Raw genomic sequence first — 22,035 nt, 5'->3', positions numbered from 1 at the left:
CGCCCCTGACAAAGCAATCTAAGTTTGACGCGTAGATGCTGACCCTCAGCCGAACCCCTTCAAACAGAGAAAGAGCTTTCAAATGTCCAACGCAATCCGAATTCACAGTTTCCCCTTGTCCGGCCATGCCCATCGTGCCGTCCTGTTTGCCAGCATTGCCGGTATCAATCACGACGTCATCGATGTTGACTTGGCTGGTGGTGAGCATAAGCGCGAGCCGTTTTTGGCGATGAACCCCGCGGGGCAGGTACCGGTGCTTGAAGATGGTGATGTGGTCATCACCGATAGCAACGCCATTCTGGTCTATCTGGCGCGCAAATATGCACCGTCCTATCTGCCTGCGGACCCAGTGCATGAGGCCGAAGTGCAGAAGTTTCTGACCCTCGCAGCTGGTGAGATCGCCTTTGGCCCTGCCGCTGCGCGTTTGATCAATGTTTTCAATGCGCCCTTGAACAAGGACTTTACCCACGCCACCGCGGCAAAGGTTCTTGCCAAGCTGGATGCGCATCTTGAAGGCCGCGAGTGGCTGGTTGGGGATGCCCCAACAATCGCGGATGTCGCCATCTACAGCTACACCGCGCATGCGCCTGAAGGTGACGTTTCGCTTGAACCTTACGCAAACGTGCGCCGCCTTCTGGCCAATGTCGAGGCGCTGGACGGCTTTGTCCCGATGCCTCGCACCGCGGTTGGTCTGAACGCGGCCTGATCCACCCCTTGGCCAGCTGCGCATTTGTGGCTGGTCAACCCGCCCCTGACATATGAGGTCTGCCATGAACGCCCCGACCGCATCAGATACATCGCCTTTCCACGCAGGTGAACGGGATATGCAATCCCGCATCGGCAAACGGGAAAAGATGGAGGCAGTTGGCCGGAACTACATCCGCCCCTACATGCCCGATCAGCATCGAGAGTTCTTTGGCAAGCTGCCTTTTCTTGTAGTGGGCAGCGTCGATCCTGATGGTTGGCCCTGGGCGTCGATGATCTCGGGTCGGCCGGGGTTTATCCATTCACCGCATGACCGTCGGCTTGATGTTGACGTCCAGCCTCTGCCAGACGACCCGGTGCGAACGGCGCTGAAGCCCGGCGCGCCCATCGGTGTCGTCGGGGTCGAACTTTCCACGCGGCGCCGCAACCGTATGAATGCCACCGTTGGGCGGGTCGAAAATGGCGGTTTCTCTCTGGATGTGGTGCAGTCATTCGGAAATTGTCCGCAGTACATTCAGACCCATGATGTTACGTTTGTCCGAGAGCCGGACGCCAACATTGCCCGCTCTGTCGATCGAATTCTTGAGCTGGACCCAAGAGCCCGGGACATGATCGCGACGGCCAATTCGTTTTATGTCGCCAGCCACGCCAACACCCCCGACCATACGGGCGTTGACGTTTCACATCGGGGCGGGCGGTCGGGGTTTGTGCGGGTTGAGGGCAACAGCCTGCTGGTTCCTGATTTTGCAGGCAATAATTTCTTCAACACGCTGGGCAACTTCCTCGTAAATCCGACGGCGGGCCTAGTATTTCCGGATTATCAGACCGGCGATGTGCTGATGCTGACTGGGACGGTTGAGGTGCTGTCAGAAGACCATCCCGATATCGCGGGCTTCCATGGTGCAAGCCGGGGTTGGTGGTTTCATCTGGATCACGGCCTACGCCTTCATGACGCGCTGCCGTTCCGAGCTGAATTTCTGGAGTTTTCGCCCAACAGTCTGATGGCGGATGACTGGCAAACAGCCGAGGCCAGGCGAGAGGCCGAAGCACTGCGCCGTCAGTGGCGAACCCTGCGGGTGGCTGCTGTTCAGGATGAAAGCGACGTGATCCGGTCATTCATCTTCGAGGCCACGGATGACCTGCCTCTGTTGCCGTTTGAAGCAGGTCAGTTTCTGACACTTCGCACTAGCCCCGATGGCACGGCGCCGGCAACGCGGACCTACACGGTATCCTCAGCGCCCGGCGATGCCGGGTATCGGATTTCCGTCAAGCGCGAACCGGGTGGTGTGATGTCAAACCATTTGCACGAAACACTGTCGGTCGGTGATCTGGTCGAGGTCAAAGCCCCGAAAGGTCAGTTTTTTCTGGATGCGGCTGAAACCCGGCCTGCTGTGCTGTTTGCGGGCGGGGTCGGTATCACGCCGATGATGTCGATGACCCGCCACGTGATGCACGAAGGCGCGCGAACCCGCCACACGCGCAACCTGACCATTTTTCACGCCGCGCAAACCGTGGGACAGCGGGCTTTTCACAGTGACCTACAACAGGCTGCGGCCGAGGGCGGCGGAAAGATCCGTTATGTCTCGGTTGTCTCACAACCCGAAGAAGGCACCCGCGTGGGGGCGGATTTTGACGCCGAAGGCTACATCACGCCCGAACTGATCCAAGATACGCTGCCTCTGGATGACTACGACTTCTTTCTTTGTGGCCCGGCCCCTTTCATGCAAGCGATCTATGACATGCTGCGCGGTCTTGGCGTGCGGGATGACCGTATTTATGCCGAAGCCTTTGGCCCTGCCGCATTGGCGCGGCGCGTCGACGAGAACGCCGTCGCGTTCCAGCCCGAGCCTGAGGCTGAGGCGGCCAGTGTAGAATTCAAAGCCAGCAATCAAAAGGTGCAATGGGCGCAAGGCGACCCGACCTTACTGGAGGTGGCCGAGGCGCAGGGATTGACACCAACCTTTTCCTGCCGTTCAGGATCATGCGGCAGCTGTCTAACCCGCAAGATTGCCGGTCAAGTTGCCTATCGCACCGAACCATCAGCTGAACATTCAGAAGACGAGGTGCTGATCTGTTGCGCCGTACCCGCCAAGGGGTCGGATACGGTTGTGCTGGATCTCTGAGGTGAAAGGTTTTCGGGACATTGTCCTAAGCGCCGGGTAAACAGGTCTGATGAAACGCGCGACCATGTAAGGAAACCCAATGACTGATGCCAAACTTAGAACCACATCGGGCAATGGCCGGATCTTTGACAGTGTACTCGACACGATCGGAAACACCCCCACGATCCGCATCAACAATCTGGGACCCGAAGCCGTCAACCTGTTCGTTAAATTCGAGGCGTTCAACCCCGCCGGATCGGTCAAGGATCGTCTTGCCGTCAATATCATCGAAGCCGCAGAACGCAGCGGTGCCCTGAAACCTGGCCAGACGGTTGTCGAGGCCACCAGTGGTAATACGGGCATCGGTCTTGCGATGGTCTGCGCGCAAAAGGGTTATCCGCTGGTTGTGACTATGGCCGAAAGCTTCTCGACTGAACGTCGTCGCTTGATGCGAATGCTGGGTGCAAAGGTTGTTCTGACGCCAAAGGCGGAAAAAGGCTTTGGCATGTACCGCAAGGCAGTCGAACTGGCCGAGGAACACGGCTGGTTTCTGGCGCGTCAGTTCGAAACTCAGGCCAATGCTGAGATCCACGCCGCAACAACCGCGCGGGAAATACTGGGTGACTTCAATGGCGACAGGTTGGACTATTTCGTGACAGGCTATGGCACCGGTGGCACGGTTACTGGGGTGTCGCGGGTTTTGCGCGCTGAAAGTCCTGAGACCAAAATCATCCTGACCGAACCGGCCAACGCGCAGTTGGTGAGCAGCGGCATCGCGACCGAACGTGGCAAGGATAGCGATCCAGTTTCAAGCCACCCCGCGTTCGAACCGCATGTCATTCAGGGCTGGACGCCAGACTTTATTCCCGCAGTTTTGCAGGAATCCATCGACAACCGCTATTTTGATGAGCTGATCCCGGTGGCCGGTCCGACAGGGGTTGAATGGGGGCAGAAGTTGGCCAGCCAAGAGGGTATCCTGACCGGCATATCCGGCGGCGCGACCTTTGCCGTCGCAATGCAGATTGCTGAACAGGCCGAGCCCGGCGCGTCGGTCCTGTGCATGCTGCCTGACACGGGTGAGCGGTATCTGAGTACACCCCTGTTCGACGGGTTCCCGGTTGAGATGACAGAAGAAGAGACTGCGATCTCACGCTCGACACCCGGATATCACACCGGCTGACGATCAAGCGATTCTTGCCTAATGCCACCTGTAACTGCAATGATATCGGCAAGTTACGGGGGAGCGCAGATGCGAAAACGTCTATTGCTGCTGAAAATCGCAATCGCGATGACTGTGGTCAGCATTGGTATTTTTACCCTGGATGCCCGGGCCCAGGGAACGACCAGCCCCGCTGCGCAGGGTCAAAGCTTGGCTGATGTGAAATCGATCATGGACCGTCGCTGTGTCGTCTGCCACAGCTGCTATGACGCACCCTGTCAGTTGAAACTCACCTCGCCCGCAGGCGTTCAGCGCGGGGCAAGCAAACAGGCCGTTTATCATACCGAGCGTTTGACCGATGCCCAGCCCACGCGGTTGGGGATTGATGCGCAAACGGTCCCCGAATGGCGGGCGCTGGGATTTCACACGGTAACCCGTGATCCCAATGATGCCGAAAATTCGGGTCTGGTGGAACGGTATCTTGAGCTGGGGCGACAGAATCCGATGCCGATTAACGCGCCACTTCCGAGCGAGCTTGGTTTGGCGCTTGATCGCCCTCTGGTTTGTCCGACATCCGGAGAATTTGATCAGTTCAGCCGCGATCATGCGCTTGCGGGCATGCCCTATGGCACAGCGCCACTGGCGGATGCCGAATTTCAGGCCCTCATGACCTGGGCGCGCAGCGGCGCAGCGCTGCCACCTGTTGCAACCGAAATTCCCTCAGAGATTCAGGACCAGATCACGCAGTGGGAGGCATTCCTGAACTCAAACGACATGCGCAGCCAGTTGATGAGCCGGTATCTGTACGAACACCTGTTTCTGGCCCGCCTCCATTTTCAGGGCGACGATGCGCGGCGGTTCTTCCAACTTGTCCGCTCGACCACCGCGCCGGGTGACACCATAGACATTATTGCCACGCGGCGGCCATTCGATGATCCGGGGGAGGGTGCGTTTTACTATCGTTTGCAGCAGGTCACCGAAACGATCGTACACAAGGAACATCTGGTCTATTCGATGGGACCAGATCGCATGGCGCGCTATCAACAATTGTTTCTGGATCCCGATTGGACACTCACTGAGCTACCCCCCTATGGCGATGCCGAGGGCGGCAATCCATTCAGCACCTATATGCAGATGCCCGCCAAAAGCCGCTATCAGTTCCTGTTGGATGATGCGCTGTTTTTTGTCCGCAGCTTCATACGCGGCCCTGTCTGTCACGGAGCGACCGCAGTTGATGTGATCGAAGACCGGTTCTGGGTCAGCTTCCTTGACCCGGAAGCGGATTTGTCTGTTACCGACCCCAGCTTTCTGCAAGACGGGGCCATCTATCTGGAGTTGCCCGTGTCAGAGGCCGACGCCAGTGCATTGGGCGCGTTGCCGGGGTTTTCGCACAAGAACCAGGTTCGGTATCTCGAGTTTCGGGATGCACGGTACAAGAAGGCCCCGATATACGAAACCGGGTTTGACTATGGCTCGATCTGGGACGGCGACGGCTCGAACCCCAACGCTCTGATCACCGTGTTCCGTCACTTCGACAACGCCTCGGCCATGACCGGATTTCACGGCGGCATTCCCGAAACCGCGTGGGTTCTGGATTTCCCGGTGTTCGAACGTATCTACTATGACCTGGTCGCGGGCTATGATGTTTTCGGCCGGGTCGAGCATCAGCTGACCACGCGGCTTTATATGAACGAGCTGCGGATGGAGAGTGAGGATACGTTTCTGTTTTTCATGCCACGGGATGTCAGGTCGCAGATGCATCAAGGCTGGTATCAGGGCGTGTTGGCCGAATGGCTTACCTATTGGCACCGTCGCCACGTTGATGGACATTTCCCCACCGGCATCACCTTTGCAACCACCACTCCTAAGCAAGAGTTCCTCTTGACCTTGCTGGAACGTGGCAACGGCCTGTGGCCCACCACCGACCCGATCAACCGATGTGTGGACGGTGATTGCCCCTCGGATCAGTCAGGCATTTTGCTGCGCGATCTGGCGGATCAGACCGGAGATTGGGTGAAGTATCTGCCCGACCTGTCCGTTCTTGTGGTCGAGCAAGATGGCGGCGCGGCAGAGCTGTTCACCCTGGCCCATGACAAGGCGCATTCCAACGTCGCCTTTCTGTTTGAAGAAAAGGCGCGCCGACTCCCGGCCGAGGACAAGGTGACAATTCTTCCGGGCCTGATCGGCAGTTATCCAAATTTTTATTTCCATGTCCGGCCGGACCAGTTGGCTCCTTTCATCACTGGATTGAAATCCGTCAGATCGCAAAGCGATTACATGGCCTTGGTGGCAGAATACGGCGTGCGCCGGACAAGCCCCGAATTCTGGGCGCTCAGCGATCGGATTTACAAGATATTCCTGGATCAGAAGCCAATTCAGGCAGGGGTGTTTGACCTGAACAGGTACAAAGACCCCAAGGCAGGGGATGATCCGACCTAAACTTGTCGGGTTGCGATCCGACCCCTAGATTTAAGACATGTGGTCTTTTGCAGATATCCGGCCGGCCTATACCCGGGCCGAACGTATCAGCGATGGGGTTGTACACGTATTGGGCGTGGCCGCGGCCCTTGTTGCCGTGCCGGTTCTGATCACAATCACCGCCCAGCACCGGTCCGAGCCCGAGGCGGTACTGGGAGTTTCGATCTATGGCGTGACACTGGTGTTGATGCTGACGTTTTCCGCCCTCTACAACATGGTCGACAATGACAGATGGTCCGATCTACTGCGTCGGCTGGATCATTCGGGTATCTACGTCAAGATCGCCGGCACCTACACGCCGTTCGTTTTGCTTTCGGGCGGGCAGGCATGGGGGCTTTTGATTGGCTTATGGTCGTCGGCGACGCTGGGATCAACATTGAAGCTGATCGATCCAAACCGGTTTCGGTGGTTTGGTCTGGGCCTGTATCTGATGATGGGATGGGCCATCATTTGGGCCGGACAATCCATGCTGACCGAGCTGTCGCCGATAATAGTGTGGCTGATGATGGCGGGCGGTGTCGTTTATACCGTCGGTGTTGCATTCTATCTTTCGGAACACCTGCCGTTTCACAACACCATCTGGCACGTGTTTGTCCTGACCGGCAGCGCGCTGTTTTTCATCGCGATTTCGGTTCGAATTCTGTTGGAACCACACCCGTTTTCCTGACGGTGGCGCCGGTTAACGGGGCTCAAACCTGATCGGTACAGAAAAGCGAAAGCTGTCGCCCTGTAACCCCTTGGGTGCTTTCGGTACGCGCTTTGTACGGGCCACAGCGCTAAGCGCGGCCTGATCCAGTGCCGAATTGCCCGAGGATTTCAGCAGTTTATGCGACAACAGACGCCCATCGCGCGAAACGGTCAGGGTGATCGTGGCGCTGCCACCATCCGTGCGGCGCAACGATTGCTTGTTGCGCTCGATGCGGGCGCGAACTTTTGCACCCCAAAACACCTTGAGCTTTGCTTGCTTTCCAGAGGACCCAGCGTTCACTTCCGCCGATCCCGCCCCGGCCTGCGATCCGTCACCTGAACCTGCGGCAACCTGTTTGTTGACACCTGCGGCGGTTACCTTGGCTTTTCGACCGTCCTGCGCGGGCGTCTTGTCTGGCTGTTGAGATTCACGCTCGGCCCTTTCCGTCGGCGCGACAACTGGTGGCGGCAGTGCCGTGTCCACCTGCGGCAGCTTCTCCGGTTCTGGCGGGGCAAGTGCGATTGTCATTTGAGCCATTGGGGCCTGATCGATTTTTAAGATTGGGCCGGCGGGGACGGCCGGGGTTTGCGGCACTTGCACGGTCGGCGTCTGCCGGGTGGGCGTGATGGGCGCAGCCTCCCACGTTTTGACCATCTCGGCCACCGAGGGGGCGGCAGCTTTTATCGTTGCCAGATCCGCACCACCAACACCGCCCGCAACAACACCAGACTTTGGCTGGCTGGCAAAGGCGGCGAGATGCAAGGCGGCGGCCAGAGCAACAAAAACAAAGGCTTCAACCCAGCGTTTCATTTTCGGGCCACCACAAGCTCGACCCGGTTCAGCCCCGCATGTGCAAGACCACGCAGCAGCCCCGACATCACTTTGGCCTCAAGCAGCGCATCGGCGCGAACCTGGACGACGCTGTTGGTTTCGCTAATCGTTGCCAAGGCGACCAGCGCCGCGTTTCCTTCCTCCCCTTCGAAGGACATACGGCCAGTTTTGTCGACATAAAGCACCCGCTTAACCTTGGGGTCGGTGTCGGATGTCGATTTTGGCGGGGTAACTTCGAACGGCTCGGGTTTGATCAGGTTCGCCGTCATCAGGAAAAAGATCAGCAGTAGAAACACGACATTGATCATCGGCAGGATGGATGCAGGGCGCGGTTTGCCGGATGGGTCCGAGAAATTCATCGCGCTATTCCACCAAAACGACCGAAATAAACCCGGCGTCACGCAGGATCTCGGTGACGGTCACGATCCGTTGCAATGTCGCGCCATTCCTGCCGCGCAAGATCACCAAATCCGTGGGGGCCTGCATCAGTGGTGCAAGATCGCGAGCTATATCCGCGCTTGCGATGCCGTTCAGCAACTCTTGGTTGGGCAGGACGTCAATCAGGCGCGGCGGTCCGCTATATTCCTGGCCCGCAGAGGCCAGCGGCAGCGGCAAGATGGACTCGATGCCGAAGCGGGACGCCAACATGAAGAACACCAAAAGCAGGAACACCACGTCGATCATCGGCGTGAGGTTGGGCTTGCGTCTGGGTTTTGCAATTGGGGCGAATTGCATCAGATCACTCGGCAGCCAGCTTCAGATTGCCCGGCTTGCCTGATACGAAAATACGGGTTGCGCCGTCTTCCAAATCGCGGCGGATGCGGTCGATTACGGCCTCGAACCACGTCAGCGCGGCCGAGGCTGGGATGGCCACGGCCATACCTGCCGCGGTGGTCAGAAGCGCCTCCCAGATGCCGCCAGCCAATAGGGAGGGATCGGCGCGGTTGCCTGACTGTTGCAGCGCCTGAAACGCTGCAATCATGCCCAGAACTGTGCCTAACAGACCCAACAGAGGTGCGATCGTTGCGATTAGCTCCAGCGCTCGAAGGCCGGTACCGGCATCGGCAATCTCGCGTTTGGCCACGCGCGAAACCTCTTCGCGGGCGCGGTCTTCGGGTAGGGTGCGAATGGACCGGATGGCATGGCTCATCACCTTGGATCGAATTCCCCGGCGGCCATGGAGTGTCGTAGCAGCGGCATCGGGCTCCCCAGTCTCGAACAAATCCACGGCCTGACCGGCCTTGCCTCTCGACCATGCCCCGATCAGGGCCAGCCGCCAAATCTTCCACAGGATCAGGGCAACGGTGACCACAGACAGTGCCGCGATGGCCCAGATCGATGGTCCGCCTTTGCGCAGAAACTCGGCCGCCTGGACCGAGGCATCCTGTGCGGTTTCCACACCTGTGCTGTGTCCAGGCACGGGCTCGTTGGGTTCAGCCGAAACTGGTTGCGCTGGTCCAATCTGGTCGCCTGACACCAGAACCTCTGGCACTGGGGGTGTCAGGGTGTCTTGCGCGGCGAGGGCAACCGGTACCATCGCAAGGGCCATAAACAGGATCAATCGGGATATCATAAGGTTCTCCTGTGTGCAGGGCCAACCGGGTTACCCCGTGGCCCCGCTGTTCTCCGGGTCAGAAGGTTGCAGTGACGAATAGGTTGATATTGCGTCCTGCAGCCGGGATCTGGTCATTGGCCCGGTAGGACCTGTCGAGGATGTTGTTAAGCTCGAGCGTCAGCAATGCGTTTTCGGTCAAATCCACGCTGCCGCGGAAGTTCAGCGTGGTCCAGCCCGAGGTCGGGTTGGTGCCGGTGGCTGTCCCGCTGTCGACGATATTGCCGTTTTCGTCGCGCAACTCGGCCGCGCTTTCGCCCCGCAGGAACATATCCCAGGTGCCCGTCAAGCTGGCTGTTTGCCAGTCTGAGCGCACACCAAGCGTCCCTGTCCATTCCGGGGTCCCACTGTCTTTGGTGCTGAACCCGTTAGAATAGGTGAACTCTCGGGTCACATTCGACACGATGACATAGGGGCGCACACCGCCCCAGCCGGGGTCAACCTCGGCCGCGATTTCAATGCCCCAGCTGTCTGCGCTTTCGACATTGTCATAAATCAGCTCGACCGGATTGACCGGATCGGCCACGGTGGTGATGTAGTCCTTGGCTTCGGTATAGAAAATGGCCGTATCCAGCACGAAGTTCCCGCGATCCACACGCGCACCGATTTCATAGTTGGTCGCGGTTTCGGGTTTCAGGTTCGGATTGCCATTGATGACCTGGCCGCCAGCCGACGTGGACAGGTACAGCTCGGACAGGGACGGGAATGTATAACCTTGCGAGATGTTGGCCCGCAGGATGGCGTCATCTGACAGATTGTAGACGGCACCAATCGAGCCCAGCCAGCGGTCATCGCTGTTGCTGGCATCCGGCAGCGGAAACCCGTTGACCGTGCGTTCGTTCAGATCGCTTTCGACGCTATAGTATCGCGCGCCGACCGTGGCGACGAAATCGCCAAAGGTTGCTTCGTGCTGTCCAAAAATACTGGCTGTTCGGATTTCCGCATCCGTGAAAGAGGGCACGCTGATTTGGCTGGGCGGTCCAAAGGGCGGAATGACCGTGATATCAGAGGTCTTGGTGGTCTCTAACCGGTCATCGTCATATTCAAACCCGATGACTGATCGGTGACCGGGTGCAAATTCAAAGTTTGCTGTTGCCACGAACCCGCTTGTTGTCTGTTCATCGTCCGATCCAGCGTTGACAATGGTGGTGACCGGCCCGCCGCTGCTGGTGAATTCGCTGTCGAACACGCGGTCGACCTTTTGCGTATAAGCGCTGAACTTCAGCATCGACATCCAGGGCGTCAGGTCTTCGCCTTCGTAGAACGCGCTGTATTTGCGCAGGTCCCGTTTGGGCAGGTTGATCTGGGCATCCGGGCTGCCGGTGAACACCTCGGTCGAGGCGTCGAAATCCTGTGCGCGCAGGCCGACATAGCTGTTGCCAAAGCGGTATCCGACAAAGCCCAGCACGCCGTGTTCTTCACTGCTGGAGGGCACCAGATCACCGTCGGGTGTTTCGCGGTCGTTCAGATCCAGTTTCGAATACGACAGACGATAGTCAAAATCGTTGAACGTACCTGCGATGCTGGCAGCGGTGCGATAGCCGTCATTGGCCCCGATGTAACCTGCGGTGCCGGAAACCTCGACCGGTTTGTCGGCGCCGCGTTTGGTGATGATGTTCACGACACCCCCGATGGCCCGATTGCCTGAGACAACCGATGAAGGGCCACGCACGATCTCGATCCGTTCGATATCGGTGGGTGACACCAGCAGAGGTGTGCCATAACGGTTGTGATCCGACAGGCGCTGACCGTCCAGCAGGATTGCGACGCGCTGCGAATCTTCGCCACGGATACGGATACGATCCAGATCATTCTCGGATACCTGAACGCCCGGCACATCCGACAACAGATTGGCGACTGAGGCCGGGGGGATTTCGCGGATTTCACCGGCTTCCACAACGGTGACGGAGGACGGGCTGTCGAAAACCTCGGTTGGAAGCCCGGTGCCGGTGACGATGATGTCATCGAGTTGGATGATGTCGTCTTCTTGTTCTTGCGCCCATAGCGGCGTTGCCGCCAAAACGGCGCTGGTCAGGGCCACGCTTGCGGTAGGCCGCTTTAATGCTGATTTCATTGAAACCCCCAGTATGTGTATCGTGCAGTCAGAGATGCACCCGCCTGAAACAGGCGAAATTCAGATGCTACCTCGCGATGTGCTGGGTGTTTCTACGGGCCTGCGCGCTAGATGCTGCGCGCTGTGGTCCATGTGGGCGGCTCCTTAGCGGATTAGATTTTTTAATACCATACTATTTTTGTCAGAAAACTGCTGCGTGCCCTTGATGCCACAGGCCGGACCGCTTAGGACAAGGGCAAAGAAAGCTAAAAACAGCGCGCAGCCCGGTCGTCTCGGTCCCAGCCAAATGCGTTTCGATACCATTGTGGAGACGACCATGACCCATCCAAGCCCTTCTGAAATCCGTGCTGCGCGGTTGGAAAACCCCAAGCGGCGCGAGCGTGATCTGGCGGATCAACTCGGCATCACCGAGGCACAGCTGGTGGCCGCGCATGTCGGACACGGAGCCACCCGCATAAGCCCCGACATGGATCGGCTGATGCCTTTGGTGAACCGATTGGGCGAGGTCATGGCACTGACTCGCAACGAAAGCTGCGTGATCGAGAAGGTGGGGATTTACGATGATTACCGTGGCGGCCCCCACGCGGCGCTGATCGCCAATCACGAGATTGATCTGCGCATGTTCCCGCGTCACTGGGTTTACGGCTTTGCTGTACCCAAAACTCTTGAGGATGGCTCGGAACGCCTGTCCCTTCAGATTTTCGACGCCGCAGGTGATGCGGTTCACAAGGTCTTTTTGCGCGATACCTCTGTGATCGAGGAATGGGATGCCGTGATCGAGGCCCTGAAACTGCCGGACCAGTCAGACACTCTGACAGTTGAATCGCGCGCAGCGGTTGAACCCGCCAAGGTCGAGCCCGAGAAAACCGACCGTCTGCGTGCTGGATGGGATGAAATCACAGATACCCATCAGTTTCTCCAGATGGTTCGCAAGCTCAAGCTGAACAGGTTGGGGGCCTATCGCATGGCCGGGGCGCCATATGTGCGGCCTCTGGCGATATCGGATGTCGACACAATTCTGCACAGCGCCGCCAAAACAGGCCTGCCGATCATGGTTTTTGTTGGCAATCAGGGGTGCATCGAAATTCACACCGGACCCATCAAAGAGGTCAAGCAGATGGGCCCATGGCTGAATGTGCTGGATCCTGGCTTTAACCTGCACCTACGCACCGACCACATCGCCGAGGTCTGGCAGGCCAGGAAATTCACCAAACGAGGCGATGCGATCTCGGTCGAGGCGTTTGACGCGCAGGGCGCACTGATATTGCAAATCTTTGGCGTGCTGGCCGAGCCTGCCTCAGCTGCAATCTGGAACGACCTTGTTGCGTCGCTTGAGGGCCGCCCAGAGGAGGTTCCGGCATGACTCGGGTGCGCGCAAAACTGAAACTTGCCGGATTGGTGCTGTTGGTATCTGCATTTGGTCTGCATGCCGACCCGGCGCAACGCATTGTCTCGGCCGGGGGATCGATCACCGAGATCATTTATGCGCTGGGACAAGAACACCGGTTGGTGGCACGCGACAGCACATCGAACCATCCGCCGCAGGTCGCCGCATTGCCAAACATAGGCTACATGCGCCGCTTGTCCGCCGAGGGGTTGCTGTCGGTCAGCCCCGATCTGATCTTGGCAGAAGAGGGCGCAGGCCCGCCGGAAACGCTGGAGGTTCTGGCTGAAAGTCATATCCCTTTGGTCAGTATACCGATGGGCCATGATCGCGCGGCGGTTGTCGCCAAGATCAAGGCCGTTGCCAAGGCGCTGGATGTTCCTGATGAAGGCGAAGCACTGGCGCAACGCGTTGGCGGCGCAATCGATGCCGCCACTGCGCACAGTGAATTGGCCGATCAGCGTGTTCTGTTTGTACTGGCAATGCAGGGTGGGCGCGTGCTGGCCGCAGGGCAGGATACGGCAGCGCAGGGTATTATCGAGCTGGCCGGGGCCACAAATGCTGTTAAGGGGTTTCAGGGCTATAAACCATTGGGGGATGAGGCGATCATTACAGCAGCCCCCGATGTCATCTTGCTGATGGACAGCGGCCGACAGATTTCCCTGACAGATGAAGAGGTTTTCAAACACCCTGCGATTGCGGCCACACCGGCAGGTCAGAACGCTAAATTGTTGCGGATGGATGGCATGTTGTTGTTGGGTTTTTCGGTGCGCACCGGGCAGGCCATCTCTGATCTTGCAGCTGGATTGCGCGGCGCCAATGGCTGACCAAACCGCTGACGGGATGGCAATCGACGGCGACCGGAGCGTAACCGCGCGTCGGCTCAGCTGGGTTTTGATCGTTGTATTGAGTGTGGTGGTGCTGACCGGGCTTGCAACGGGATCAGCGGGCACGTCGTTGTGGCAGGCATTGATTGATATGGCACAGGGCCAAGACCTGTCCTTGCGGGACCGGGTGGTTTTGCTGGATATCCGCGCGCCCCGTGTGATCATGGGTTGTTTTGTTGGGGCGGCGCTGGCTGTGTCTGGGGCGGTGCTGCAGGGCTTATTCCGCAACCCGCTGGCCGATCCGGGCATAGTTGGCGTCAGCGCCGGGGCCAGCTTGGGGGCGGTCGGTGCGATTGTTCTGGGCGGGACTTTGACCGTTGCCGCCGGGCTGGCAACATGGCTTGTCCCGATTGCTGCGTTCCTTGGCGCCTGGATCACCACAATGCTGCTCTATCGGGTTGCAACGCGGCGTGGCCGAACCTCTGTTGCAACGATGCTGCTGGCCGGGATTGCGCTGACCGCACTGGCGATGGCATTGACAGGCATCCTTGTCTATGTGGCGGATGACGCGCAGTTGAGGGATTTCACCTTTTGGTCCATGGGCTCTCTGGCGGGCAGCAGTTGGGGCAAGATCATGGTTGCAGCCCCGTTGATCCTGATCCCCCTAATGCTGTCGCCATTTCTGGCGCTGGGTCTGAACGGTCTGGCCCTGGGCGAAGCCGCAGCCGGGCATATCGGCATCCGCGTGCAACATCTGAAAACCTGCGCCATTCTGGTCGTCGCCGCATCGACCGGGGCAGCTGTGGCCGTCAGTGGTGGGATAGGGTTTGTGGGTATCGTGGTGCCACATCTGCTGCGACTGGCCTCGGGGCCCGATCACAAATACCTGCTGGTCAATTCGGCCCTTCTGGGTGCGGCGCTTCTGGTGCTGGCCGACCTGATCAGCCGAATGATCATCGCGCCGTCTGAGTTGCCCATTGGGATTGTCACCGCAGTCATCGGCGCGCCGTTCTTTCTGTGGATTTTGTTGAGGCAACGCGGAATTGTGGACCTTTAGACCATGTTGATTGTCACAGACCTGAGCGTTCAGCTGGGACGCCGCACGATCCTAAGCAATCTGTTTTTCTCAGCCCAGCCCGGACAGGTGACTGCTGTTGTCGGCCCGTCGGGGGCGGGTAAATCTACCTTGTTGGCCGCGCTGACCGGCGATCTGGACCATGACGGGGCCGTTACGTTGAACGGTCGGGATATCGCGCGAACCAGCGCTGCTGAGCTATCCGACATTCGTGCCGTCCTGCCACAAGCGACTCCGATGAGCTTTCCTTTCACCGTGTTAGAGGTGATCCGCATAGGGCGTATGCGCAGATCTATGGACGACCGGATTGCCCTGCATGCGCTGACTCGTGTCGGTTTGGGTGGATTTGAAGGGCGGTTCTATCAGGAACTGTCAGGGGGTGAGCAGCAGCGTGTTCAACTGGCCCGCGTTCTGGTGCAGGTGTGGCAACCGACCGGGCCGGCAGGGTCGCGCTGGTTGTTTCTGGACGAACCCGTTTCCAGCCTGGATATCGGCCACCAATTGCAGGTGATGCAAATTGTTCGGGATTTCGCGGCCAGCGGCGGCGGGGTGGTCATGGTGATGCATGATCTGAACCTGACGGCCATGTGTGCCGACAATGTGATTCTACTGTCGGATGGGCAAATCCTCAGCCAGGGCATGCCGGTGGATACATTGTGCGACGATTTGCTCAGTCAGGCGTATGGCTGCCGTATTGCGGTCAATTGTGCCCCTGAAACAGGAGTCTACCTTTTACCGCAGGTGGCCGGGCTTTGATCACGCTTCGCGGTTCGGCGCTGTTGAATTAGATTTAAGTTGTAGTTTGTCGGATTATCGATATTAGAAAGGCTAGGCATGGAGTTTTGGATAGATTATCGATAAAATGGAAAACACCTCCCCCACTTGGACCCGCGAGGCGGCGCAGGCCGTATATGATCTTCCCCTGATGGATTTGCTGTTCCGCGCGCAGACCGTGCATCGCGAGAATTTCGATCCCAACAAGATTCAGACCTCCAAGCTGTTGTCGATCAAGACAGGTGGCTGCGCCGAGGATTGTGCCTATTGTTCGCAATCGGCGCGCAACGGCTCAAAACTGTCGGCCTCGAAACTGATCGAGGTTCAGCGCGTGTTGGCCGAGGCCCGCAAGGCCAAGGATGGTGGTGCTACCCGGTTCTGCATGGGCGCGGCCTGGCGTGAACCGAAAGATCGCGACATGGATGCGCTAGTGGCCATGGTCGAAGGCGTTCGCGAGATGGGTATGGAGACTTGCATGACGCTGGGCATGCTGGACGACAACCAGGTGTTTCGCCTGCGTGACGCCGGCCTGGACTATTACAACCACAACATCGACACGTCCGAGCGGTATTACCCCGAAGTGATCACCACCCGCACCTTTGCCGACCGGATCGATACAATGACCCGCGTGCAAGAAGCCGGGATCAAAGTGTGTTCCGGCGGTATCCTGGGGATGGGTGAAGAGGTCGGCGACCGTGTCGATATGTTGGTCACACTGGCCAATATGGGACCAGCACCTGAATCAGTGCCGATCAACATGCTGATGCCGCAGGAAGACACACCGCTGGCGGACGCCAAGCCGATCGATCCGATCGAGTTCGTGCGTGTGATCGCCACCGCCCGCATCATGATGCCGAAATCCTATGTTCGCTTGTCTGCCGGACGCAGCGACATGACCGATGAGCATCAGGCGATGTGTTTCCTGGCCGGGGCGAACTCGATCTTTGTGGGGGAAACGCTGCTGACGGCAGAGAACCCGGAAGAAGACACCGATGCGATCCTGTTTGCCAAGCTTGGGCTGCAAGCCGAAACCGTGGCCGGGCAAAGCTGCGCGGAAGCTGCTGAATGAAAGCATTGGGTCGCCTGAACTCGATGCTTGAAACATTAGGCGCCCGGCATCGTCGCCGGGTGCTGACCCCGAGGCGTGGGCTGGACTTTGCCTCGAATGATTATCTGGGTCTGTCCGAATCTGCATGGCTGCAAGGTGCCGCGCAAAAGGCGCTGGATCGCGGTGTGCCGCTGGGATCGGGTGGGTCGCGGTTGCTGCGCGGCAATCACCCGGAACATGAGGCGTTGGAGGCTGAGGCCGCCGCGTTTTTCGACGCCGAGGCCGCCTTGTTCATGGGTGGCGGGTTTCAGGCCAATCAGGCGATTTTTTCGACCCTTCCCGCCGGTGGTGATCTGATCCTGTATGACGATCTGGTTCATGCCAGCACTCATGAAGGCATGCGTATGGGCCGGGCCGACACGCGGGCCTTTGCTCATAACGATGTGGCCGACGCGCGCCGTGTTATTGCCGATTGGCTTTCCGCAGGAGGGTCCGGTCAAATCTGGATTGCCGTGGAAAGCGTTTATTCGATGGAGGGTGATCTCGCACCCCTGAACGCGCTGTCCGATCTGGCTGTGGAGCAAGAAGCGGTGTTGGTCGTGGACGAAGCCCATGCGACCGGTGTTTTCGGCCCACACGGCAAAGGACTGGCGCATGGGTTGAAGGCCGAATTGCTGACATTGCATACCTGCGGTAAGGGTCTGGGTGTTTCGGGCGGACTGATCTGTGGCCCACGGCTGATGATCGACGCGCTGATCAACAGGGCACGGCCGTTCATTTTTGCGACCGCGCCATCTCCGTTTAACGCGGCCCTGGTGCGGGCTGTACTGGCGCATTTGCAATCAGACACCGGACTGACTGAGGCGGCGAACGCTCGAATACATCATGCCCATGCCGAAGCGCGCCGGATCGGCGTGTCGCCGGGTGCGCTGAACAGTCAGATCATCCCCGTCATTCTTGGGGACGAAGCGCACACGATGCAGACGGCCGCAGCCCTGCAGTCGCAAGGCTTTGACGTGCGCGGCATTCGCCCTCCTACGGTTCCGCGCGGCACATCGCGGCTACGGGTTTCGATTACAGGCAATGTTTCACAGGCCAATATTACCGCCTTGTTCGAAACCCTAGCGCATCAACAAAGCGAGGCCGCATGAGCCCTGTCATCGTAGTCGGAACGGATACGGGCATCGGGAAAACTGTCTTTGCAGCGGGCCTGACAGCAGTCCTTGGCGCGCGGTATTGGAAACCTGTGCAGTCGGGGCTGGAAGAGGCCACCGACTCGGAAACCGTCAAGGCCCTGACCGGGGCCGAGGTGCTGCCCGAGGCGTATCGGCTGAACATGCCCGCCTCGCCACATCTCTCTGCCGAGGATATGGGGATTGAAATCGACCCGGCCCGCCTGACCTTGCCGCCGGTACCCGGCCCACTTGTGGTTGAAGGCGCGGGCGGGTTGATGGTGCCGCTGAACCGTCAGGTCTTTTTCCTGGATGTGATTGCGCAGTGGCAGGCCCCGATTGTGCTGGTGGCGCGTACCGCACTGGGTACGATCAATCACACGACCCTATCCCTGATGGCATTGCGCAATGCAGGGTGCAAAGTGATTGGTGTGGCCTTTGTTGGCGACCCAGAGCCGGACGTGGAACAGACCATCGCCGAAATGACCAATATCCGCCATTTGGGCAGGCTGCCCTTCGTCGAAAACCTTTCACGCGAAACTCTGTCTAACGCATTTTCTGCCATCGACATTGACGCGATCCGAGGTGCCTTATGACACCGTTGGAGTTTGATGCCCGCCATCTGTGGCACCCTTACACAAACGTGCTGGAACCCGGCCCGATGCACCTGATCACGGGGGCAGATGGGGTTTGGCTGACGGCTGAGGATGGCACACAGATGATCGACGCCATGTCGTCCTGGTGGTGCGCGGTGCACGGGCATCGTCACCCGGCCATCATCGCAGCCATGCAGTCGCAGTTGGATCGGATGCCGCACGTGATGTTTGGTGGGCTGACACATGAACCCGCGATTGAACTGGGCCGGAAAATGATCGGGCTTTTACCCGACGGGCTGGATCGCATTTTCTACAGCGACAGCGGGTCGGTCGCCATTGAAGTAGCCCTGAAAATGGCGGTGCAGTACCAAATGGCGCAGGGTCGCAAGGGGCGAACGCAGTTTGCCACCATCCGCGGCGGCTATCACGGCGACACCTGGAAAGCGATGAGCGTGTGCGACCCGGTCAACGGAATGCACGGGTTGTTTGCGGGCGCCCTGTCCGTTCAGCATTTCCTGCCGCGCCCACAGATCGCCTTTGGTCAGGACTGGTCCGAGGATGGTGACCTGAACGGGCTGAATGCACTGGAACAGTTGCTGGAGGCGAAAGCTGACCAGATCGCGGGGCTGATCCTTGAACCTGTGGTTCAGGGGGCAGGGGGGATGTATTTCTACCACCCGACTTGGCTGCAGCGCGCCCATGAGATGTGCAAGGCACATGACGTGCTAGTCATCTTCGATGAGATCGCCACTGGCTTTGGCCGCACCGGTGAGCTGTTTGCCCTGCACCATGCCGACATTTTGCCAGATATTCTGTGCGTGGGTAAGGCGCTGACAGGTGGGCATATCACGTTGGCGGCCACGGTCACCACCGAAACCGTCGCACGACGGATTGGGGAAAGCGAGGCCGGCGTCATGATGCACGGGCCCACCTATATGGCTAACCCGCTGGCCTGCGCGGCGGCGGTGGCCAGTCTGGAACAACTCTCGGTCCGCGATTGGCGGTCGGAAGTGGCGGGTATCGCTGCGCAGATGACGCAGGAGCTGGCTCTGGCGCGCGACTTGCCCGGTGTGGCAGATGTGCGCGTCTTGGGTGCCATCGGTGTTATCGAGATGGAAGGCTGGGTCGACCCGTCGGTGGCGCATGGGTTGGCGTTGGAAACCGGCGTCTGGCTGCGACCGTTCGCGCGCAACATCTATTGCATGCCGCCCTATATCATCTCATCAGATGAGCTAAGCCGCGTAACCTCGGCCATGGTATCGCTGGTTCGAGGGATGTCATGAAACAGCGCTGGATGTCCCGCTCAGGCACGGCCGAGGTGCTTTTGGTCTTCGGGGGCTGGGCCCTTGGCCCGGGTCCTTTCGAAAGCCTTGAGGGCAATACGGATGTCTTGTTCGTCGACGACTATATCCGTTTGGATAACCCGCTGAGCGAGCTGTCAAACTATGACAGGGTCACCCTGATCGCGTTCTCGTTTGGCGTGGCCTCGGCCGCGCATTGGTTGGCACAAACGGGGGTGCGGCCAGATCGGCTGATCGCGGTCAGCGGCACATTGCATCCCGCCGATGTCGAACGCGGCATCGCGCCAGACATGATCCGGGCCACGGCCGATCAACTCAGCACCGCCAGCTTTGCCAAGTTCTGCCGCCGAGCTGGGCTGGAAGGTCCGGCGCCCGAAATAGATATCGACACGGCAAAAGCAGAGCTGCACGCGGTGATCGAACGTGGCCCGGCACCCGATCCCGGGTTCGACCGGATTTGGATGCCGCTGAGGGACCGGATCATTTCCACATCCGCCCAAAAGGCAGCGTGGGTTGATCAACAAGAAGCAGTCCGAACTGTTCCAACCGCGCATATACCCTTTGCCAACGGTCAGAACTGGCAGGAGTGGATCGCATGAATGCCCAGATGACCAGCCGCGTCCAGCGTAGTTTTAGCCGCAGTTTCCACTCGTACCACGAGGCTTCCAACCAACAGGCGCGGATAGCTGAGCGATTGGCGAAGGATTTGCAACGTGACGGTGCTCCGACGCATTTTGCGTCCGGATTGGAGTTTGGCTGTGGCACCGGTCATTTGACCCAAAGGCTTTGCGCGCAGTTCGCGTTTGATGGTTTGACCGTCAACGATCTGTCACCCGAGGCATATGAGACCGCCGCGTCCTTTGGTGCAGGATTTCTGTGTGGTGATGCGGAAACGGTCGCATGGCCTGCGAAACCGGATCTGATTGCCTCGGCGTCAATGATCCAGTGGTTGCCCGATCCCGCCGCGTTCCTGCACCGGGCCGCGCAGGCGCTGGCCCCCGGAGGCTGGCTGGCGGTTTCCGGTTTTGGCCCGCTGCAATATCAGGAACTGGTGCAGATTGGATCGGCGGCGAAGGCGCCCGGCCTTTGTGGACCGGAGGTTTTGGCCGCTGCTGTCGAAGGTATTCTGAACGTCGTCAGTGCCGGAGAATCCAAACAGCAGATGCAGTTTTCCTCTCCTCGCGACGTGCTGGACCATCTGCGCAGAACCGGAGTGAACGGGCGCGCGCAGAAGCCGTGGACAAAGTCGAGCCTGCTTTCCTTCAATAATGACTATGTTCGGCAGTTTGGCGGCAAGGACGGGGTTCCGTTGACCTATCACCCGACCTGGATCATCGCCCGGAAACCCGACTGATCCCGCCTAAGGCAGGCGGGTCAGGTGGCGCTGCATAACCGAATGCGCCTTGGCCGCATCGCGATCCTTGATGGCGGCCAGAATTGCAGCGTGATCCGGATCGGCGCGCGGTCGCCATTTGGCGGTGTACAGGTTGTTGAAATGCCACGTGTACAGCACTTGCAGGTTCCTGATCTCGTCAATCATGCGCGGCATGTTGCAGGCCGCGATGACGGCCATATGAAAACGCTGATTGGCGTCTTCCCAATCTTCAGCAGTTTGGGCGCTGTCGCAGTCTTCGTGTACCTGTTCTATCTGGGCAATCTGCTGGGCCGTCAGGTTTGGAACGGAATGTAGCAAGGCCACCGGTTCAAGCGCGCGTCGCATCACGCGCAGCTCTTGAATGGCGTTCTGGTCCATTGGCGCCACGCACATACCTCGGCGTGGTACAGCGACGGCCAGTCCTTTTGATGCCAGGTTCAGCAGCGCCTCGCGTACAGTGACCTGGCTGACTCCGAACTCACGCGCGATCAGGTCCTGCCGCAGCTTTTCGCCGGGTTTCAATGCGCCACGGACAATCCTGGTCAACAGTTTCTGCGCAATGTCATCCGATTTTTTGATCTGCTGCTCAGACACCTGAACTCCGTCGCTTTGGTCATATGATCAGACGATTATCGCTCTGCAAGGTGATGGGCAACAGGTGATGGTTGTCGTCGCAACAGCTTGGTCGTTAACTCTGCCACGCTTGACGATACAAAACCCGGCAAGTCCTGTCGCAACTCAAATGACCTTGCGGCAAAAACCGTTGGAAACCAACTGGCAGCTTTCACAAATGCGGTGGGTGCGGATAGGGTACCCGCAGAGGCAACGTAGTGT

Annotated in this window: 21 protein-coding genes; 15 read left to right on the top strand and 6 right to left on the bottom strand. The window is 58.9% G+C overall.

Annotated features, from left to right (window positions below; translation table 11 throughout):
- Nucleotides 1–82 precede the first annotated feature (82 nt).
- The 5 genes from ACR0B0_RS08555 to trhA all read left to right on the top strand — a co-directional run bounded on the left by ACR0B0_RS08555 (nucleotide 83) and on the right by trhA (nucleotide 7,111).
- Nucleotides 83–706: a glutathione S-transferase family protein gene (locus tag ACR0B0_RS08555; RefSeq protein WP_170349959.1), complete on the top strand. Its 624-nt coding sequence runs from the start codon at nucleotides 83–85 to the stop codon at nucleotides 704–706.
- 64 nt (nucleotides 707–770) lie between these two features.
- Nucleotides 771–2,828, top strand: coding sequence for an FAD-binding oxidoreductase (locus ACR0B0_RS08550; protein ID WP_480647329.1), 2,058 nt, complete (start codon nucleotides 771–773; stop codon nucleotides 2,826–2,828).
- A 79-nt stretch (nucleotides 2,829–2,907) separates the two neighbouring features.
- Nucleotides 2,908–3,987, top strand: a complete 1,080-nt coding sequence (cysK, locus tag ACR0B0_RS08545; RefSeq protein WP_170361779.1) for a cysteine synthase A — start codon at nucleotides 2,908–2,910, stop codon at nucleotides 3,985–3,987.
- A 69-nt stretch (nucleotides 3,988–4,056) separates the two neighbouring features.
- Nucleotides 4,057–6,405 carry a fatty acid cis/trans isomerase gene (locus ACR0B0_RS08540; protein ID WP_480647326.1) on the top strand — a complete coding sequence of 783 codons (2,349 nt, stop codon included), beginning with the start codon at nucleotides 4,057–4,059 and terminating at the stop codon, nucleotides 6,403–6,405.
- 37 nt (nucleotides 6,406–6,442) lie between these two features.
- Nucleotides 6,443–7,111, top strand: a complete 669-nt coding sequence (trhA, locus tag ACR0B0_RS08535) for a PAQR family membrane homeostasis protein TrhA (protein WP_170412274.1) — start codon at nucleotides 6,443–6,445, stop codon at nucleotides 7,109–7,111.
- Nucleotides 7,112–7,123: 12 nt separating this feature from the next.
- Here trhA and tolA read toward each other — a convergent pair whose 3' ends face one another.
- Genes tolA through ACR0B0_RS08510 form a run of 5 tightly spaced genes read right to left on the bottom strand, consistent with a single transcriptional unit; the run spans nucleotide 7,124 to nucleotide 11,649 of the window.
- Entirely contained in the window at nucleotides 7,124–7,942 is an 819-nt protein-coding gene (gene tolA / locus ACR0B0_RS08530; protein ID WP_170349955.1) for a cell envelope integrity protein TolA, read from the bottom strand.
- On the bottom strand, nucleotides 7,939–8,322 hold the full coding sequence (locus tag ACR0B0_RS08525) for an ExbD/TolR family protein (RefSeq protein WP_170349954.1): 384 nt from the start codon (nucleotides 8,320–8,322) through the stop codon (nucleotides 7,939–7,941). Before ACR0B0_RS08525 ends, tolA begins: the two co-directional genes overlap by 4 nt.
- Before the next feature lie 4 nt (nucleotides 8,323–8,326).
- The gene (locus tag ACR0B0_RS08520) at nucleotides 8,327–8,698 is read right to left on the bottom strand and encodes an ExbD/TolR family protein (protein ID WP_170412279.1); all 372 of its coding nucleotides are present in this window, start codon (nucleotides 8,696–8,698) and stop codon (nucleotides 8,327–8,329) included.
- A gap of 4 nt (nucleotides 8,699–8,702) precedes the next feature.
- Nucleotides 8,703–9,536 (bottom strand): MotA/TolQ/ExbB proton channel family protein, encoded by an 834-nt coding sequence (locus ACR0B0_RS08515; RefSeq protein ID WP_480647324.1) that lies wholly within the window; start codon nucleotides 9,534–9,536, stop codon nucleotides 8,703–8,705.
- Nucleotides 9,537–9,594: 58 nt separating this feature from the next.
- On the bottom strand, nucleotides 9,595–11,649 hold the full coding sequence (locus ACR0B0_RS08510) for a TonB-dependent receptor (RefSeq protein ID WP_480647322.1): 2,055 nt from the start codon (nucleotides 11,647–11,649) through the stop codon (nucleotides 9,595–9,597).
- 316 nt (nucleotides 11,650–11,965) lie between these two features.
- Here ACR0B0_RS08510 and ACR0B0_RS08505 point away from each other — a divergent pair, with 316 nt between their 5' ends.
- From ACR0B0_RS08505 to ACR0B0_RS08460, 10 genes are all read left to right on the top strand, one after another.
- Nucleotides 11,966–13,012 (top strand): hemin-degrading factor, encoded by a 1,047-nt coding sequence (locus tag ACR0B0_RS08505; protein WP_480647320.1) that lies wholly within the window; start codon nucleotides 11,966–11,968, stop codon nucleotides 13,010–13,012.
- Nucleotides 13,009–13,860 (top strand): heme/hemin ABC transporter substrate-binding protein, encoded by an 852-nt coding sequence (locus ACR0B0_RS08500; RefSeq protein ID WP_480647318.1) that lies wholly within the window; start codon nucleotides 13,009–13,011, stop codon nucleotides 13,858–13,860. Before ACR0B0_RS08505 ends, ACR0B0_RS08500 begins: the two co-directional genes overlap by 4 nt.
- Nucleotides 13,853–14,917: a FecCD family ABC transporter permease gene (locus ACR0B0_RS08495; RefSeq protein ID WP_480647316.1), complete on the top strand. Its 1,065-nt coding sequence runs from the start codon at nucleotides 13,853–13,855 to the stop codon at nucleotides 14,915–14,917. The genes ACR0B0_RS08500 and ACR0B0_RS08495 overlap by 8 nt, the downstream gene beginning before the upstream one ends.
- A 3-nt stretch (nucleotides 14,918–14,920) precedes the next feature.
- Nucleotides 14,921–15,691, top strand: coding sequence for a heme ABC transporter ATP-binding protein (locus ACR0B0_RS08490; RefSeq protein ID WP_480647314.1), 771 nt, complete (start codon nucleotides 14,921–14,923; stop codon nucleotides 15,689–15,691).
- A gap of 106 nt (nucleotides 15,692–15,797) precedes the next feature.
- The gene (gene bioB, locus ACR0B0_RS08485; protein WP_170349946.1) at nucleotides 15,798–16,778 is read left to right on the top strand and encodes a biotin synthase BioB; all 981 of its coding nucleotides are present in this window, start codon (nucleotides 15,798–15,800) and stop codon (nucleotides 16,776–16,778) included.
- Nucleotides 16,775–17,908: an 8-amino-7-oxononanoate synthase gene (locus ACR0B0_RS08480; protein WP_480647312.1), complete on the top strand. Its 1,134-nt coding sequence runs from the start codon at nucleotides 16,775–16,777 to the stop codon at nucleotides 17,906–17,908. Before bioB ends, ACR0B0_RS08480 begins: the two co-directional genes overlap by 4 nt.
- Nucleotides 17,905–18,525, top strand: a complete 621-nt coding sequence (gene bioD / locus ACR0B0_RS08475; RefSeq protein ID WP_170349944.1) for a dethiobiotin synthase — start codon at nucleotides 17,905–17,907, stop codon at nucleotides 18,523–18,525. Before ACR0B0_RS08480 ends, bioD begins: the two co-directional genes overlap by 4 nt.
- On the top strand, nucleotides 18,522–19,808 hold the full coding sequence (gene bioA / locus ACR0B0_RS08470) for an adenosylmethionine--8-amino-7-oxononanoate transaminase (protein WP_480647310.1): 1,287 nt from the start codon (nucleotides 18,522–18,524) through the stop codon (nucleotides 19,806–19,808). Before bioD ends, bioA begins: the two co-directional genes overlap by 4 nt.
- Nucleotides 19,805–20,425, top strand: coding sequence for a pimeloyl-ACP methyl esterase BioG family protein (locus ACR0B0_RS08465; protein WP_480647308.1), 621 nt, complete (start codon nucleotides 19,805–19,807; stop codon nucleotides 20,423–20,425). The genes bioA and ACR0B0_RS08465 overlap by 4 nt, the downstream gene beginning before the upstream one ends.
- The gene (locus tag ACR0B0_RS08460; RefSeq protein WP_170349941.1) at nucleotides 20,422–21,180 is read left to right on the top strand and encodes a methyltransferase domain-containing protein; all 759 of its coding nucleotides are present in this window, start codon (nucleotides 20,422–20,424) and stop codon (nucleotides 21,178–21,180) included. Before ACR0B0_RS08465 ends, ACR0B0_RS08460 begins: the two co-directional genes overlap by 4 nt.
- 6 nt (nucleotides 21,181–21,186) lie before the next feature.
- Here the strand turns inward: ACR0B0_RS08460 and ACR0B0_RS08455 are convergent, their stop codons facing one another.
- Nucleotides 21,187–21,795, bottom strand: a complete 609-nt coding sequence (locus ACR0B0_RS08455; RefSeq protein ID WP_170349940.1) for a GntR family transcriptional regulator — start codon at nucleotides 21,793–21,795, stop codon at nucleotides 21,187–21,189.
- Nucleotides 21,796–22,035: the final 240 nt, after the last annotated feature.

It is taken from the genome of Ruegeria sp. BA12 (genome assembly GCF_056539625.1).
Note: the sequence above shows the minus strand (reverse complement) of the source record. Positions and strands in the feature narration are given on the sequence as shown.